This is a genomic window from Pseudomonas sp. GB2N2, assembly GCF_054897705.1.
In genome coordinates, this window is record NZ_CM142701.1 from 2331602 (window position 1) to 2346245 (window position 14644).

The window sequence follows — 14644 nt, forward strand, 5'->3', positions numbered from 1 at the left end:
TATGTGCCCGTCTTCACGGGCTGTTGTCACGGGCTTCAGCCATCACCGCGATGGCTTCCGATTCCATTACGCGGATGTCTTGGAACACGCCAGGGCGATCCTTTGCTGAAACACCGACGAGTTTCATTACGTTCGGCAGCACGCCGTAGTCGAGGCCGGTTGCGCCGCATGCGCCTGTGCGCCATTGAGTCCACATCGAATCCATGACGAGGAACGACTTCCAATTGTCCGGCCAGACTTCGAAGGTCTCGTCGTAGTCCTCTGGCGAGAAACCGAACATCGCCATTTGCTCGGGATCGCCGTCAGCCTCGTAGAGCGCACGGGCAGCGGCTGTCAGTTTCCCAAGCGGGCCTTGCCGAAGGCTTCGCTGTACGCCTTTACGACGGCATCCGACACGCCGATGCAGCTTTTCACTAAGGCCGTGATCGACTCATCGTTGAGCTTGTCGCCAAAGGCCCACGACACGACCAGATCCTTGATCTGATCGACGCCTTGCTTTACCTCTGCCGCAGTAAGGTCGGTGAGCGTCGGCTCGGTCCCTTTGAAGCTTTCACCGATGGCTTCTGCCTTCGCCTTCCAAGAGTCGAACAATTCAGCAAGTTCAGTGCGGTCGCGATACTTGAAGGTGAACGGCACCATGGCCGGCTTCCCGCCAACCTGGGGGATTGCCACATCTACGGTGAACGTCGGTTTGGGCGCGATGGAAAACTTGGCCATGGAAACCCCTTAGGCGTTGTAACGAGTTGGGCGGGAGGCGAACGACAGAGTGATCGTCCGGGTCATGATGTTGTTTCGGCTCAGCGTCGGAGTCGCCGTGATCGACACGTACGCGTAGTAGTAAATGGTTGCGCCGCCCGGGAGGTTTGCGCGGATCAGGCGCGGCTCTTTGTCGTCATCAGCCGCTTCAACGATCGCGACGTATGCCTGGGCCGGATCATCAGCGACAGGCAAGGTCATGCTGCTGGCCGATTTGTTGGTCGGCAGCTGACGGTCATCATCGTCCTCGAGGAAACCGTATGTGAGGAACTGCTGCTCGCCGCCATTGGCCGTGGGCTCAGTGATCTGTGCGAGCTGGGTCCAGCCAGACGCCTCACGAACCGTGCCCGCACCTGAGCCTGCCGGGTAGTTCTTCACGCTTGTGGTATCCAAGCCTTCAGCCGCGAACTCGCCAGTTTCCGAGTCAGTGACGCGAGCTGGGCGACCGTTGAGTTTCGCCCAGGCGGAGTCGATGACGATAACGTCGCCATCAGTAAGCCCGTGCGCGGCAGCGGTGAGCACCGCCGGCTTGGCGTTGCTGATGGCAGTGAATGCCTTGGGAATGCTCAGGGTGGCCGCAATCTCGAACGTGGTGCCGTTGGGAATCTTGACGCTCATGGGGTTTCCTCTTTTCAGAAAATGAAAAACCCGCTCGCAAGCGGGTTCGGTTTAGGTCATAGAGGGGATGTCTACAGGTCTTCTGCAACCCTGCGATGCTGAGGATTGAATGTGAGCCAGCATCTAATCATTTGTTTACAATGCCGCCCCCCCTTCTGAATCATGGATGAGTAATGTTCAAAATTTTTTGTACCGCCATTGCTGTCTGCGCGCTTACTGCTTGTGCGAGTGTCCCGCCCGCCACTACGCGACTCGCCTCCCAGAATCCAGACATAGTCGTGAGTACTGCCCAGAATGGATGGCCGACATTGCAGGAAATGCGGTTTCGAGATACCAACAAAGCGTCTCTTGAGCAGATCCAATTCTGCATGGTTCAGCAAATAACAAATGACTCGATAGCGCCTGTTACCGATCCGTCCAAACAACGAGTGGTCATGCCCGGCACGGGGAGCTATTACATAACAGTGATGGGAACCAGCCTGAGATCACTCACGAAATTCACCGTTGTCGCCATCAGAAAAGACAGCGGAGTCGAGTATGTATTTCGCAATATTTTGGTTAACTCCGGTTACGGGTTCAACGAGCTGAATGCCTCGGAGGAGGCAACGATGCACGTTGAGGCGCTACATAACTCCCTTAAATTAGTGGCCCAAAGAATCACCAATTGCTTGGCCGATTGAATTCAGTTTCAGCCAACATCGGCTCGGTATTGGAACGACACAGAGACAGTGAAGGTGGTGTCGTCGGAAATACCGGGGCCTGGGTCAACCGGGCTCATGGTCACCACGGTGAACGCGCCTTTCGTGACTCGCTCGTACAGAGGGAACAGCTCGGCAATCTGATCAGTCAGCGCGCCAGCCGCACCGCGGTATTTGCCCGACGGCGTCACGATACTGACCTGAAAAACGCCGGTGTACAGCTTGTGGTCGCCGCCGAGCGTATTGCTTGCTGTGTCGGCCGGCAGCGTGAAGGCCTTGAGGTAGGTGGCACCGTTGACCGGTGTATATGCCTCGTTCTCGACGACAACCTTCAGGGGGGTCGGCAACGCTTTTGCCCAAGCGATCAGTTTGGCCTCAAAGATTGAGGCAATGATGTTGTGACTCATACTTGGTTGTTCCTGATGGCCTCCTGCACGATCTGCTGGAAGCGGGCCACGGTGATGCGGACCATGCCGCCGGGTGCTTGGGTCGAATGCCCAAACTCCAGCGGGATCGCATACGGCAGGTTGTTGATGAGGTAGGCGGTCTGTCCCGCGGTGAAGTCGCTCACGGCGGAAACCAGTGCAGCAATTGTCGCCTGGCCGCCGGGATCTACCTCGTCGAAAGTGACACTTTCAACGACATCGATCGAGAGGTGCCAGTTCGCCCGGAAGCGACCGCCGACGTATCCCTCGGGAGCGACAATATCCATACCATCGTTCAGCTTTCGCCCGGGCTTGAGGCGTCCCGCCTTCGACAGGTTGGTCGGATCGCTTCGCAAGCCGCTGTTGTGATCGTCCACAGCATTGTTGTACTGGCTGGCCACCGCGTTCTGCGCCCAAATCTCGGGATTGCCCACCGGTGACATGCGTATGACGCTGCTGCCGATCTCGATGATGATCTCGCGCAGGCTGGCGTCGATGGCTTCAGTGGCTTGGGCTGCGAATTCGGCCAGGCTCAGGGCAAAGCTGCCGGACTGGCCGGAGCCAGCGCGGCTCATGACCGCACCTGCAGCTCATACAAAATCGGAGTGCCGGCCGGGTTGACCTCTTTCAGCGGCGGGACGATTGACCAGATGCGCCCCTGAACGATCACTTTGTTCAGTAGATCAGGCACCCACGCCAACCCCTGCGCGGCGACCTTCAGCTTCTTGTCGCCCTGCTTGATGAGGCTGTTGTTCTGAAATTCTTGGCCGGTGAAATCGAGCAAGATGCCTTGGGCGGTTTGCTCGGTGATTGTGTCGGGCGGTGCGGTACCGGTTTCGGGATCGTACTCGCCGACAGTGATTTCCCGAATGATCACGGGCTGGCCGAACTCTGTAATCATCTCCAGAGCCATCACGGCCATCTCGTCGTAAAATGGCACGATCAAACCTCCTCGAATGGATTTAAGAAATGTATCCCGAAGTGTTAGACGCAGTTCACAAGCTCAGGCAGGCAGTGGAAAGCGACTGCGGCACCGTAAATGCCAAAAAAGTTACCGCTGCCCATGCGGTAGCAAATGCGCTTTCCAAACAAAATCCTGTAATAGCCGGTCTCGCGGCGAAAATCTTGGACGATTGCTTCCCGAGGGACAGAAATCCCAACGTAGATCTGGAAAAACTAGACTCTATTACGGAGGCACTCTGCCACGGAGGCCGAGGGCTGTCTTGGTATACCGGCGAGAAGCTTTATGACGATTTAGGGCTTTAGGCTCTAACTGCAAAAAGGCCTCGTCTGGCGAGATAATCAGCGAACTGCGTGGCGCTCGGCCTATCCGGCGCGGCCGGCAACAGTCGACCACTAGTGTTGGAGATCGTCGCATACTCACGGGTTACCGCGCCTTCGACACGCTCCAGCGTCACAGCACCTTTGCGCTTCTCCACCGGGTCAATATCGTCCTGATGAATCTCGGCGGCCAAGGCCATCTGCCCGTACTGGATTCGCGCCGGCAGGTAGTTGTCAGGCTTGATCTGCTGATCCAACTCGACACCCCGGCGCGGCCAAGCCAGAGCCTGATCGCTGTCCGTCTTGCGGCCTTTCCACGCCATTCCATCCATCGCCAAGGCGGACCGGCGAAGCAGTGCTTCTTGCGCGGGCTCGTCCGCAGGAATGGTCACGCCGAACTTGCCGGCGTACATGACCAAGTCCGCGGCGCTCGCGTAGCTTTCGGCGTCTGGCTTGCCGGTGCCGTCCTCGATGATGAGTGTCATGGATCAACTCGCTGGATTGAATTTTGAAGGAATGGCCACCGGTTTTCCGGTAGCCAGCAGTATCACGCCTCGGGCAGATCGGCGACGAGCTTTTCCAAGGAATCTTTCGAGGCGTTTGCCCGGTAAGTCACACCAGCAGCGTCGAGCCGGGCCTTCAGCTCAGCAATGTCCTTTGCCTCTTTGGTTTCGTCCGTTTCCAGCCTGGCCTGGGCAGCTTGAGCCAACAGGTCATCCACCTGCTTTTGCAGATTGCTTGCGCGTTCAGCTTCAGCATCGCGCTGATCAACCAGGGCGGCCATCTGGAGGCGCAGGGCGTCGAGCGAATGGAAAAGGCGGATTGCAAGTTCACCAGCTTCCGGCTTTTCAATCTCGCCGGCGTCCAAGCCATCAATGACAGCGCGGACCGTATCGCTTTCGATCTGCAGTTTACCGATCAGCGCTTCCAGTTCGACGCGATTGTCACCAGCGCCAACGACCAGAATCAGATTCTGCTCGACTTCTTTCAGCCTTACTTCGGGCGTGTCTTCAGCTTCATCTTCACGACCTTCGGTCACATTCGCGTCGATGATGCGCAGGCCGGCCTTCTTGGCCAGTGCCTTCACGTCTTCCTGGTACTGGTGGAACGGCCCCGGGAGATACCAGATGTTCTTGTTGCTCATGATCATGTCCTCGCTGAGCCGGACGCAAGCCCGGCTCAGCTATCAGGGGTTACTTGGAAGCGTCACCGATCAGAGCAACACCAGCGGTGTCCTTGATGCTGGTGGCGGTTTTGTCCCAGTTGGTACCGGTGGCCAGCGCAGCGCTGGTAGGCGACTTGCCGCCGTTCGCGGTGTCCCATGTGAAGCCCTTCAGGCCCAGACCGAAGGTGTAATCGACCTGGATGGTGGTCTCGATGCGGGTTTGACCGTTGGTGGTCTGCACGTTCGAGATGATGTCCCGACCGTCATGCACCAGCGCCGCGCCGGACGCCAGGCCCAGAATGATTTCCTTGTTTGGAGTACCGGTCTGCAACAGTGCGGGGGCGTCGGTCACTACGGAAGTCTTGCCGAGGATGTCGACAACACGAACGTTGCCAGCCAAGAACAGGTTCTGGGCATTGGCCAGGTTCTGCCCGACCAGCTTGTGCCACGAACTGCCGGTCATGACCTGAGCGACCAGATTCTGGCTCGCGTCGCCGAACTTAGCGTGCGAACTGTTCAGGCCTGCCTGCGAGATGCCGGCGGTCGCCGACACGTCGTTGACCGCGGCAGCCTGGGCGGTGATCGCGGCAACCAGAGCGGCAATCGCGGTGTTCAGTTGATCCTTGAGCAGGATCTCAGCGAACGCCCGGGACGCGACCTCGATGCCTTGAGCAGTTGGACGCTGCAGCCAGGTCATCTGAGACGGCTCGTAGCGTACCGGGCCGAAACCGCCGGCAACTTTCACCGTGGTGTTCTGCAGCTCGGTCAGATCCACCGGGGTCACAGCGGCCTGCGCGGCGTAGCGGTTTACGCGACGCTGTGCTGCGCCGAGGTTCTGGAAGAAAGACTCCTGCAGAAAGTCACCGGTGAAGCCGTCAGGCGAGAGCACGATCGCGCCATTGCTTGCGGCGTTGAAAGCCGCGAGCATTTGATCAAGGGTCTCCAGCGTCGCCGGCATGACGTAATCGTTGAAGACCTGCATTTGAGACAGGGACATGAATTATTCCTTAATTGAGAGGGAGGTCCGGAAACTTGCTGGCGATTGCCGCAGTGCGTTCCGTCTTGGTGCCGCCGATGTTGCCTTTCGCGGCCCCGCCGCCTGTTCCCGCACCGCCGGCCCCGCCGCCCGATGCCTTGCTACCCGCGATCAACGGCGCGAACGCCGTGTCGTTTGCGAATTCTGCTTTCAGCTCATCCAGCGTTGCCGCAGAGAGCTTGCCCTGCTGGTCGAGTACGACCACAACAGGCTTCCCGTCGCGCTGCTCGACGCTCAATCGGCGTTCGATGTGCGGCAACAGGGCTTTGGCGCTGCCTGGGATTGCCAGTGCAGACGCGATGTCAGTAGCGGTACGGCCGACGGTCAGATCCCGGATCTGAGTGCTCAGCGTTGTGCGCTCCTGCTCCAGCGTGCCGTTCAGCTCAGCTTCGCGGCGGTTGTACTTTTCGGACCATGACTTTTCGAGCTCTTCAACGTTGCCGGACTTGCGAGCAGCTTCTTCACGTTCGGTGCGGGCCAGCTCTTCAGCCTCGCGCGCTTTCTTCTCGGCCGTTTTCTTCTCGCCGAGCAGTTCATCAACCTTGGCCTTCAGGCCGGATACGTCTTCTGGTTGCGGCAGGCCTTCAATACCGAGGACAAACTTTCCTTCCTTCTCGGTGTAGAGCGATTTAACGGAGTCATCGAGACCGTCCAGAGTGTCCAGCTGATATTTCAAACCCATTTGGTTGTCTCCCAGAGACGAGTGCAGGCCCTGCCTGCGGACATAAAAAAACCCGCCGAAGCGGGTTGGTAGTGGTTTTATCGTTGCGGGATCCGTTCCGCGTCAAGGACATCCTTGTTGATTCTCTTCAGCATGCTCATCAAGCCGCCATGGAGCCCGGTTCGCGTGGGTTTCCGGTTCACCAGTTGGTCGAAAATCAGCTGTCCGGGGCCGTTGTATATCTCTTCGAAGGATCCATCCGGTTGCAGCTTGATACCGATGTAATAGTCGGGAACGTGATGCACAGGAAAGGTGAGGTGATCGCTGAATGTGGTTTTGATCTGAACCAAGCGCCCGTCATCAGCAACCGCATCGTGATGCTTCGTCAGCCCCTCATTCAGAGTGATCTGGTAGTTGAGACTGGCGACGACCTCGCCGATATCGCCCACCAGTCGGCCGTCAGGAGTAAAGGGTTTCCCTGGGTACGCCAATTGAAGCTTCGAGACCGCATCGAATAACTGCCCAAGTGCGTCGGATATCTGCTGCTGAATCTCTTCTTTCATGTACACGCCTCCATTCACCATGTGATGGAAGAGTATCAAATGCCTGCTCGCACAAACGCCAGAGGCTCCAGAACCTTCATCTGCACAAGGGTCAGAGGTGCAAAGTTGCGATCAAGCTGCAGCTCAGAGAATCGCTCGATAGTCAGCCCGCCTTCGCGAAACAACTTAGCGCGGACCGGTCCGATAGCCCTGTCCTGAAACGCTGCCGGCTGCTGCTGAAGCCAGTCGTAATAGCTGAGGTCCGCTCTTACCTGCTGGGCGCCGCCGTCGCCAATGGATGCCCGAGTGGCGTCCTTGGCAAACAGCGCGCTGAAGCGGGTCACGGCAACGATCGTCGAGCGACAGTTGATATGAATCGGCGGCCTCGGCCCCTCGGTCAGCTTGAAACGCTGCTTGTCGAGCGTCCGGCAATGGCTGGTAGTTTTCGTGTCTAGGGTGCTGACCCATTCCACCGCCTGCACGACGTCGCTGTTTTCCTTCAACGTCTCCATGCGCGCCTGGGTGGCGACGTGCTGGACCGCAGTTCGCACCACGGCGCCGGCGTTCCGGTTGGTAGTAGCCAGAATCCCGTCGTTGTACTGAAGCGCTTTGGTCCCGCGGATGTTCTTGATGATCTGGAAGTTCGTCTGGCCTTCGAAGAAGCCCTGCCGGATCGCGCCAGTGAGGCGTTGTCGTTCGGTGGCGATGAAGCCATCAATGAACGACTTGAGCAGCTTGCCGCCATCAGCACCGCGCACGCTGAGCGGATTGGTGAGGATGGCCGACCGGATCGCAGCAGCACCAGGCACTGCCGCATCAAACGAGACGCCCACCGGTGCTGCTCGGGTCAGGCTGGTCGCTTCGAACTCGGCCTCATAGTTGGCGATGTCGACCAGGTCGAGGTTCAGCTTCTCGCTGTACCGGTCGAAGATGCCCAGCAACAGACTGTCAACTTCGCTCAGCAGCCGCTCCAGACGGACGATGGTGTAATCCGTCAGGTCCGCCCGGGTCAGCCGCTCACGGATCGAGCGGTCAATCTCCTTGAGAAATGGCCCGAACTTCGCGACCTCCCCCGACTTCAGTTGCTCGAGGAAGACGGCGTGCCGAATCGTGGCATCAAGGATTGCTTGGTTTGCCGCCATTTGGTTTCACCTCGGTGTCGTCGTCCAAGTCGAGCGCCGGTGCCTCAGCTTCCAGCTCGTCCCGGATCTCGTCGTCGGTCTTCTCGGGATCAATAACCCCGCGATCTCGCAGGTACTGCCAGAAGTCAGACGACGGCAGCTTGCCGCCCTGGACCGCGTTGAACAGACCAGTGAGGATCGTTGCGTCCAGGCTGATCTGGCTGAAGTCTTGATTGAGCTTGTAGAGCGTCTCGCCCGGGGCGTTCACGAACTCAGCCATCCATAACAGGCACTGGCTGTAGGCCTCGCTTACGTTACTCACCACCAGCGACAGCACGCTGTGTTCGGCGGCGCTGTCGTTGTCGGCCTGGGTAGCAGTCTTCACCGCGCTTCCCCGCTCGATCAACCGAGCGCCGAGCGACACCATGTCTTCTTTCTTGGCATCCATGGCCTCTTTGACAAGCGTGTTCGGTTCAGGCTGCGCGAAACCACACGACCCACTGACCGGCAGCGTCAATGGTGCGCGGGAGCCGACATAGATGCCGTTCGCTTCCAGGTGATCGCGCCAAGCCTCATCAAGGCCAGAGATCCAGAACTGAGGCTGGCCAGAAAACCACACCGAATCTTCGTAGTCTGCGCTGTTGCAGTAATGGCCAATATTGAGCACGGCCATGTCGTACAGCGGAGAGTCGTCGACGCTGGTGTCGTTGTTCTCGCTGCCGAGGAACTGAAACGGGATGATCTTCCATGGAAGGCCGAGGCCGTTGAGTGGCGTGAAAGGCGGGACAATCATCGATGTTTCGCTGCTGCCTTCTTCCCAGACTTCCTGCGTGTAGAAGCCCGCTTCATCGAGACGAAGCACGCGGTATCGCACAACCTTTTCGCCGCCGAATCCGTCATCAGTGTCGATGTCCGTCTCTTCGCGCAGGACAACCAGGCTCAGCAGGTACTGACCACCGACCTTGCGAGTTTTCCAGTTGCGAATTGACTCGGTCGGGTAGCTGGCAACGCTCGCCCGGGCTCGACCCGCCTGCTCGTCCGCTTTGCTCACTGAACCAGCTTTGACAGCGACGTAGTCCACCAGCAGTCCGTGGCGGCCGACTTCAAGCAGATGCCCGATGACCGATTGCGATTGCTGATAAATGCTCACGCCCTGCCCGTCGATGTCCTTGGACACGTAGTCGAGTGCGCCGGGGACAGTCAGCGTTGGCCAGGTGCGGAACACCGCACCCACCAGGCTGTTTTTGGTTCTCCCGGTTGCGTTGTAGAACACTGCCCGCTGCTTGTAACTCTTGTAGCGAGCGATGTTTTCGAGGCTTTTGTCGTGCTCGTTGGGCTTTGGCAGATAAGCATCGCCGCGGGCCTTTACGGTTTCGGAGCCCTTGCAGACGTCTCGCACCAGCCGCCAACGGGACTGTGCCGCGTCGTACTCCGGGCGGGTGTAAGTGACGTCTGCCATTAGCGTGCGAATCCCATTTTGATTGATTTGACCGGCTTCCTTGCGCTCTTGGCGACAGCGAAGTACCGGAAGGCGTCGGAGCCGTGAGACGTCCAGTCGTGCAGCGGTTTGTCTTTCCAGCAGCCGCGTTTGTCATCCCACTCTTTGCGGTAGTTCTCAAGCGCGGTGATGCCTTTTTCGCACTTCGATTCGTCGAATGCGCACTTGGCCAGAATCTCGCGAGCCTGCTCAATGCCATCGTCCACGCCGATCTTCGGAACCACCTGGAACGTCATTCGGTAGACCTGACCGTCAATTTCATAGCCTTCTCGGGCAATGTCTTTGCGCGTTTTTGCATCGCTACCGAACTCGCGATTCTCGATGTCATGCGGGCCCCAGTGCTCGGAGTAGGCGTAGCCCTTGTCCTTGAGCACCTTCATGTAATGCCGTAGGCCTTCGCCGGAGTTCTCGTAGTAATCGATGACGTGAAACTCTTCGCCAACCTGACGCACGAACCAGATGGCTGTTGAGTCGCTAACGCCGATGTCCCAAACGGTCATCACCGGCAGGTGGCTGTTGTCCGGCAGCGCACCGATACGCTGCTGGGCGTAGAGCTTGGTCAATTGCTGCGCGTAGTAGGCGCCCTCGACCGACTGCTGAAACGCCTCGACGGGAATCGACGGGTATTCCCGCTTCATGTCATCGCCGAGCGTCTTCTCCTTGGCGGCGTACCAGGCGCGCTGGCCGTCGTTCGTTGCTATGCCGTGCTTGGCGTGCAATTCACTGAAGTAGTCGGTCAGGCGCTGCGGGATGACCACGTCAGTCGGGTCAAGCCAATAGGCTTTGTTCTTCCACCAACTGAAGAAAAAGAATTTCCAGTCCAGCAAGCCCAGGGGCACGCCGGCCAGTTGCTGGCGTTCCGCGCTCTGCGAATAGTCGAAGAAGTAGCCGGCTCGGCCTTCCGCCGTCGATTCGATGGTGACGAAACAGTCGGTGGCCACGGCCTCGAAGGCGCCGGTGACGATCTCGCGAGCCTTGTGAGGAAATTTGGCGCAGATCTTCCCGAACTCGGACACATGCAGGTAGCGCAGTGTGCCGCCCCGGAATGAGGTGCTGACGTAGAGCGAACCGCCCTTGCTGAACACCAGCTCACCGGCCGCATCGTTGCTCGCCGGGTTCGCCGCGCGTATCTCGGCAGGCAGGTTGTCGTAGGCGTATTTGACCTTCTCGCGGAACAGACGCTTTGCATCGTTCAGCGTGTGGGCGATCAGTGCGCACTTGGCCGACTCGAACAGTGCGGCGTCCAGCTGGATGATGCAGCACTCAGTGGTGAAGCCGAGCTGCCGAGCCTTCAGGATGATGTTGCGCGTGTGCATCCCATCGAAGTACTCGATCTGCTCGTCCGTCATCCGGAAGCGGACCTTCTTGCCCTGCTTGTCGGTGATGAAATAGAGATTGTTCAGCCTCCAGCGCTTGTCCCTGAGCAGCTTCAAGTGCTCGGGCTTCATGTCAGGCTTCCTTCGATAGATCGTCCATCAATTTCGAGAGCTCATCGGCGTCGCTGCCGCCGGCTTTCGTGTCCAGATCGTAGGCTTGGCGCTCCAAGGCAACCAGCGTCTTCAGCGTTTCGGCCAACTCCTTCATGGTCTTGGTCCGGGATGGGAGCGCGCCGATCTTGTTGGCCAGGGCGAGCATGTCAGCCATCGCCTCGCCGTCTTCGTGATCGCCTTCCTTAAACTGCTTGACCAGCGACTTGATAGAGCCCTGCTCATCGGTGAGCGATTCCAACTCATCCAGCAGCTTGTTGGCCAGACGACGAGAGCGGCCAATGTCAGTGCGATGGGCCATCCGAATGTCAGCAATGACCTCAGCATTGGCCTCCACGATTCCACGTTCGGTTGCCAGCGTTTCCGTGGAAACCTTTGTGGAAACCTCCCGCTTGGAAACCAGCGAATCCGCTTTAGCCTTGATCTTGGCGTTCAGATCACGGTCCCAGCCGTCAGCCTTTGACCGCTTGTTGATTGCTGTGTGAGACACGCCGCATGCAGCGGCAATCTCTCGCACTGAGAGCAGACCAGCCCGGAAGAGCTGTTCAATGCGCTCCCAGTCAGGTTGCTTGGTTGTCATGAGTCTTCCAAATAAAAAACCCCGCACAAGGCGGGGTCGGGAACGTGATCGATTTAGAACACCAGAGGCCCAACAGGCGCGGCCGGCAATTTCAACGTCGCAACATCGAATACGCTTTCTTGGCGCTTTTCCTTTTCGAACCAAACACAATGCGCGCCTTCTTCAGGACCGGTCGGTCCATAGTCCCCCAAATCCTGAATGGTCATTTTAGGTCCGCCACTTTTCAGCTGAACCACATCGCCTTTCTTAAAATCAGACATCTCACAGCTCCTTTGTAGGTGAAATATCTACATGGGGACGTGTGATGCTAATTCAATGGCACGCAAGTTATTCAGGATCCAGCAGCACATCAATCAGCTTCTGCTCGCCCAGGCGCATCGCACCCAGACACTGCAAGTCGTCGCACTTAGGCCCCAACCCGAACACAGTCACTTCGCCCTTCGGCCCAATCAGGGTTAAGGCGCCAACCGTGCATTCCGGATGCTCGCCAGCATCAAGATCGTCAGCAATCTTGCGCAGGGTCTTAGCGGCGTCGCGCCAGTCCTCCCGCTTGAACTCCAGAACCTTGACGGTCATTCAGCTCACCATGATGTTGGTCTGCACCAGGGCGTGCCCGTGCAGGGTTGCGACCACAATGCCTTGAGGCAACCCGGCAGATTTGGCAGCGTCGATGGCCTTGGCGAACGCACTGTCCAAATCGGTCAGCGTCTTGTTGATGTCCTGGCTCAGCGGCAATGCGTGGTGCAGGCGGGTGACGTTGGTTGGCGCAATAGCCCCAGCTGCAGTGCAGCGGACGCAATGCCCACAGCCGGTGCCGAGCCTCATGTCACCGCGGCAAGTTGAATCTGTTCGTCCGTTACTCATGGCTTTCTCCTTTGATGTCGCGACACGATTTGAGGATTCGCGAAACGTGTCGCGGACTACTTGTTCAGGTTCGGCTGAAGGATCACGCGAGCAATCATCACCAGTAGCCCCAGCACGCCGTAGGCAATCGGAGGCAATACTGCTTGCAGCGATGGCATCAATTGCTCAGCCACGCCAAGCACGGTGATTGCGCCGCCGGTCTGCACGCTGGCCATGCTTAGGGCCTGTTTCCAGTTATCGATCAGGGTCATTAGTTGTAGCTCCAGGTAGTTTTTCGAGGCGTTCGGCGTAGCGTTTCCACTCGTCACGACTTTTCAAAGCCTGGCGCAAGTCAGCGCTCTGGCCCTCGGCGGGTACACATTGCCCGCTGGTGTATCGATAGACGGTTGTGCGTTGAACCTGCGGAGGCTCTTGGATCGTGTCTTTCTGCGTGCAACCCGTGAGCAGCATGAGGACGATCAGCAAGCGCTTCACTTGGGCCGACCCATCTGGGCGATACCTTTAAGGCTCTCGCCGAGCTGATTGATCTGGAACTCTTGGCGCTGGGTCGATGTGCGAAGGGAATCGACGAACTTGTCTGTCGACTCCCTTGAGCGCTCCAAAGAGTCGACCCTCTGGCCGATCAGCGCCTGGCTGGTTTGGTAGGCGGCCAACTGCACCTGCAGCGAGCCAAGGGACCCGACTACGTAAACAAACGCACCAATGGCACCGGCCGACAGGATCGTTTGAAGTATCGGGACAGCGACCTTAAATGTGGTGCTATCAGCAATAGTCATTGGCGGTACCGTGAATAAAAGAGGCCTGCGTTGGCCTGGGCATAGCCCAAAACAGAAAGGCCCCAGCGTTTGCTAAGGCCCTGAATAGGTGCGCGCGTCTTTCCGCGCTGTCCGCCAAAGACTTTCACTGCGTCGACGCCCTAATGCATCGATCTCGCAGATCCAATCTCGCGCAACCCCGTAAGCATGGTGAGGACGGGGTTCGCGGACTGCCGGTGTTTTTCCGTAGCACTGCACTTGCCGGCTTATCAGTGTCCAGGCCTTCCCGAAGGCTGCCCTGGCTACAGGTGAATTTGAGACGTAAAAAAGCCCGCTCTCGGCGGGCTATTGAAAATAATTAAAAGCTTGATCAGGCACCTGATTCCGGGTCGCTCGCAGGCAAGCCGCGGGTCTCATTATCATCCTGATCATTCATCTGCGGGTCTGCATCCGGATCATCGTCGCGACCCCTCGTTCCCGCTTCTGGATGCTCGCTCGACACCGAGTTTACGGCATCCACATCCAGCATCTCTTCATCGACAGGCGATTCGTCGTCAGCAGGCAGTGGAGCTTCAAGCTCATGCTTCGCAGGATCATGGCCTGTTTCGTTGTCCGTGTTGCTCGTTACGCCCTTCTGAGAAATGTTGCCAGGCGCATTTTCATTAATGTCCATGTTCGCTCTCCGGTCTGGCGCGCGGGATGTCCGTGCTTAAACTTGAGAGGCGGCGACGCGCTGCAAGTGCCGGGCGCTGGACGAACGGCGAAAACGAAACATCCGGCGAATGGCCGGACTAAAAATCGGAGGAAGAAAGGGTCGACGCTCTCATTTGGGCGGTGATCCGTACTTGAAATTATTGGCAGTGATTCGCCAAAGTTTCATTATCAAAAAAGCCACGAATGCCCCTAGCCCACCAAAGAACACGCCAACTTGCAACCGAGCTGATGGGCTAAAGAAGCACATATCTGTCGGGGAGGAAAACCGGATAACGCAGGGTTCTGGAAACAGAATTTGCCATGCATGCGGCACACAAGTGATCCCTAGAAAACCTGCAGCAAACACTGCCCAGAGCCATGCTCGAGCGGTATCAGGATACTTTCCCCGGAAAATTACCAAGAGGACGACCAAGGCAAACGACAGTAGCCCAGGCACAAGCATT

Annotated in this window: 23 protein-coding genes; 2 read left to right on the forward strand and 21 right to left on the reverse strand. The window is 58.0% G+C overall.

Going from position 1 to position 14644, the window contains the following annotated elements:
* Positions 1 to 13 precede the first annotated feature (13 nt).
* Genes ACYZT4_RS10590 through ACYZT4_RS10600 form a run of 3 tightly spaced genes read right to left on the reverse strand, consistent with a single transcriptional unit; the run spans position 14 to position 1374 of the window.
* On the reverse strand, positions 14 to 286 hold the full coding sequence (locus ACYZT4_RS10590) for a DUF1799 domain-containing protein (protein WP_461987569.1): 273 nt from the start codon (positions 284 to 286) through the stop codon (positions 14 to 16).
* A gap of 47 nt (positions 287 to 333) precedes the next feature.
* Entirely contained in the window at positions 334 to 717 is a 384-nt protein-coding gene (locus ACYZT4_RS10595; RefSeq protein ID WP_461987571.1) for a phage tail assembly chaperone, read from the reverse strand.
* A gap of 9 nt (positions 718 to 726) precedes the next feature.
* The gene (locus ACYZT4_RS10600) at positions 727 to 1374 is read right to left on the reverse strand and encodes a phage tail protein (protein WP_461987572.1); all 648 of its coding nucleotides are present in this window, start codon (positions 1372 to 1374) and stop codon (positions 727 to 729) included.
* A 173-nt stretch (positions 1375 to 1547) separates the two neighbouring features.
* Between ACYZT4_RS10600 and ACYZT4_RS10605 the strand changes: the two genes are divergently transcribed.
* Positions 1548 to 2054 carry a hypothetical protein gene (locus ACYZT4_RS10605; RefSeq protein WP_461987574.1) on the forward strand — a complete coding sequence of 169 codons (507 nt, stop codon included), beginning with the start codon at positions 1548 to 1550 and terminating at the stop codon, positions 2052 to 2054.
* 8 nt (positions 2055 to 2062) lie between these two features.
* Here ACYZT4_RS10605 and ACYZT4_RS10610 read toward each other — a convergent pair whose 3' ends face one another.
* Genes ACYZT4_RS10610 through ACYZT4_RS10620 form a run of 3 tightly spaced genes read right to left on the reverse strand, consistent with a single transcriptional unit; the run spans position 2063 to position 3437 of the window.
* A complete protein-coding gene (locus tag ACYZT4_RS10610) occupies positions 2063 to 2479 on the reverse strand; it encodes a phage tail terminator-like protein (RefSeq protein ID WP_461987576.1) in 417 nt (138 codons plus the stop codon).
* Positions 2476 to 3072, reverse strand: coding sequence for a hypothetical protein (locus ACYZT4_RS10615; RefSeq protein ID WP_461987578.1), 597 nt, complete (start codon positions 3070 to 3072; stop codon positions 2476 to 2478). Before ACYZT4_RS10615 ends, ACYZT4_RS10610 begins: the two co-directional genes overlap by 4 nt.
* A complete protein-coding gene (locus tag ACYZT4_RS10620; protein WP_461988643.1) occupies positions 3069 to 3437 on the reverse strand; it encodes a hypothetical protein in 369 nt (122 codons plus the stop codon). The genes ACYZT4_RS10615 and ACYZT4_RS10620 overlap by 4 nt, the downstream gene beginning before the upstream one ends.
* A 29-nt stretch (positions 3438 to 3466) precedes the next feature.
* On the opposite strand from ACYZT4_RS10620, the gene ACYZT4_RS10625 reads away from it, so the two are divergent.
* Positions 3467 to 3763 carry a hypothetical protein gene (locus ACYZT4_RS10625; RefSeq protein ID WP_461987579.1) on the forward strand — a complete coding sequence of 99 codons (297 nt, stop codon included), beginning with the start codon at positions 3467 to 3469 and terminating at the stop codon, positions 3761 to 3763.
* Here the strand turns inward: ACYZT4_RS10625 and ACYZT4_RS10630 are convergent.
* The 15 genes from ACYZT4_RS10630 to ACYZT4_RS10700 all read right to left on the reverse strand — a co-directional run bounded on the left by ACYZT4_RS10630 (position 3760) and on the right by ACYZT4_RS10700 (position 14160).
* Positions 3760 to 4263, reverse strand: coding sequence for a DnaT-like ssDNA-binding protein (locus tag ACYZT4_RS10630; RefSeq protein WP_461987581.1), 504 nt, complete (start codon positions 4261 to 4263; stop codon positions 3760 to 3762). The genes ACYZT4_RS10625 and ACYZT4_RS10630 overlap by 4 nt on opposite strands.
* Positions 4264 to 4325: 62 nt before the next feature.
* Positions 4326 to 4922: a hypothetical protein gene (locus tag ACYZT4_RS10635; RefSeq protein ID WP_461987583.1), complete on the reverse strand. Its 597-nt coding sequence runs from the start codon at positions 4920 to 4922 to the stop codon at positions 4326 to 4328.
* Positions 4923 to 4971: 49 nt separating this feature from the next.
* Positions 4972 to 5940: a major capsid protein gene (locus ACYZT4_RS10640; RefSeq protein WP_461987585.1), complete on the reverse strand. Its 969-nt coding sequence runs from the start codon at positions 5938 to 5940 to the stop codon at positions 4972 to 4974.
* 10 nt (positions 5941 to 5950) lie between these two features.
* Entirely contained in the window at positions 5951 to 6661 is a 711-nt protein-coding gene (locus ACYZT4_RS10645; protein ID WP_461987587.1) for a hypothetical protein, read from the reverse strand.
* 77 nt (positions 6662 to 6738) lie between these two features.
* A complete protein-coding gene (locus tag ACYZT4_RS10650) occupies positions 6739 to 7203 on the reverse strand; it encodes a DUF6998 domain-containing protein (RefSeq protein WP_461987589.1) in 465 nt (154 codons plus the stop codon).
* Between the two features lie 35 nt (positions 7204 to 7238).
* A complete protein-coding gene (locus ACYZT4_RS10655; RefSeq protein ID WP_461987590.1) occupies positions 7239 to 8324 on the reverse strand; it encodes a minor capsid protein in 1086 nt (361 codons plus the stop codon).
* Positions 8299 to 9762 carry a DUF4055 domain-containing protein gene (locus ACYZT4_RS10660; RefSeq protein ID WP_461987592.1) on the reverse strand — a complete coding sequence of 488 codons (1464 nt, stop codon included), beginning with the start codon at positions 9760 to 9762 and terminating at the stop codon, positions 8299 to 8301. Before ACYZT4_RS10660 ends, ACYZT4_RS10655 begins: the two co-directional genes overlap by 26 nt.
* Positions 9762 to 11249, reverse strand: coding sequence for a terminase (locus ACYZT4_RS10665; RefSeq protein ID WP_461987594.1), 1488 nt, complete (start codon positions 11247 to 11249; stop codon positions 9762 to 9764). Before ACYZT4_RS10665 ends, ACYZT4_RS10660 begins: the two co-directional genes overlap by 1 nt.
* Before the next feature lies 1 nt (position 11250).
* Entirely contained in the window at positions 11251 to 11868 is a 618-nt protein-coding gene (locus tag ACYZT4_RS10670; protein WP_461987595.1) for a hypothetical protein, read from the reverse strand.
* 53 nt (positions 11869 to 11921) lie between these two features.
* A complete protein-coding gene (locus ACYZT4_RS10675) occupies positions 11922 to 12128 on the reverse strand; it encodes a YodC family protein (protein ID WP_461987597.1) in 207 nt (68 codons plus the stop codon).
* A 67-nt stretch (positions 12129 to 12195) separates the two neighbouring features.
* A complete protein-coding gene (locus ACYZT4_RS10680) occupies positions 12196 to 12444 on the reverse strand; it encodes a hypothetical protein (protein ID WP_461987599.1) in 249 nt (82 codons plus the stop codon).
* Positions 12445 to 12639, reverse strand: a complete 195-nt coding sequence (locus ACYZT4_RS10685; RefSeq protein WP_461988645.1) for a hypothetical protein — start codon at positions 12637 to 12639, stop codon at positions 12445 to 12447.
* A gap of 149 nt (positions 12640 to 12788) precedes the next feature.
* Complete coding sequence (locus tag ACYZT4_RS10690) at positions 12789 to 12983, reverse strand: DUF7940 domain-containing protein (RefSeq protein WP_461987601.1); 195 nt, start codon at positions 12981 to 12983, stop codon at positions 12789 to 12791.
* 219 nt (positions 12984 to 13202) lie between these two features.
* A complete protein-coding gene (locus tag ACYZT4_RS10695) occupies positions 13203 to 13508 on the reverse strand; it encodes a hypothetical protein (RefSeq protein WP_461987603.1) in 306 nt (101 codons plus the stop codon).
* Positions 13509 to 13857: 349 nt separating this feature from the next.
* Positions 13858 to 14160, reverse strand: a complete 303-nt coding sequence (locus ACYZT4_RS10700; protein ID WP_461987605.1) for a hypothetical protein — start codon at positions 14158 to 14160, stop codon at positions 13858 to 13860.
* Positions 14161 to 14644 lie beyond the last annotated feature (484 nt).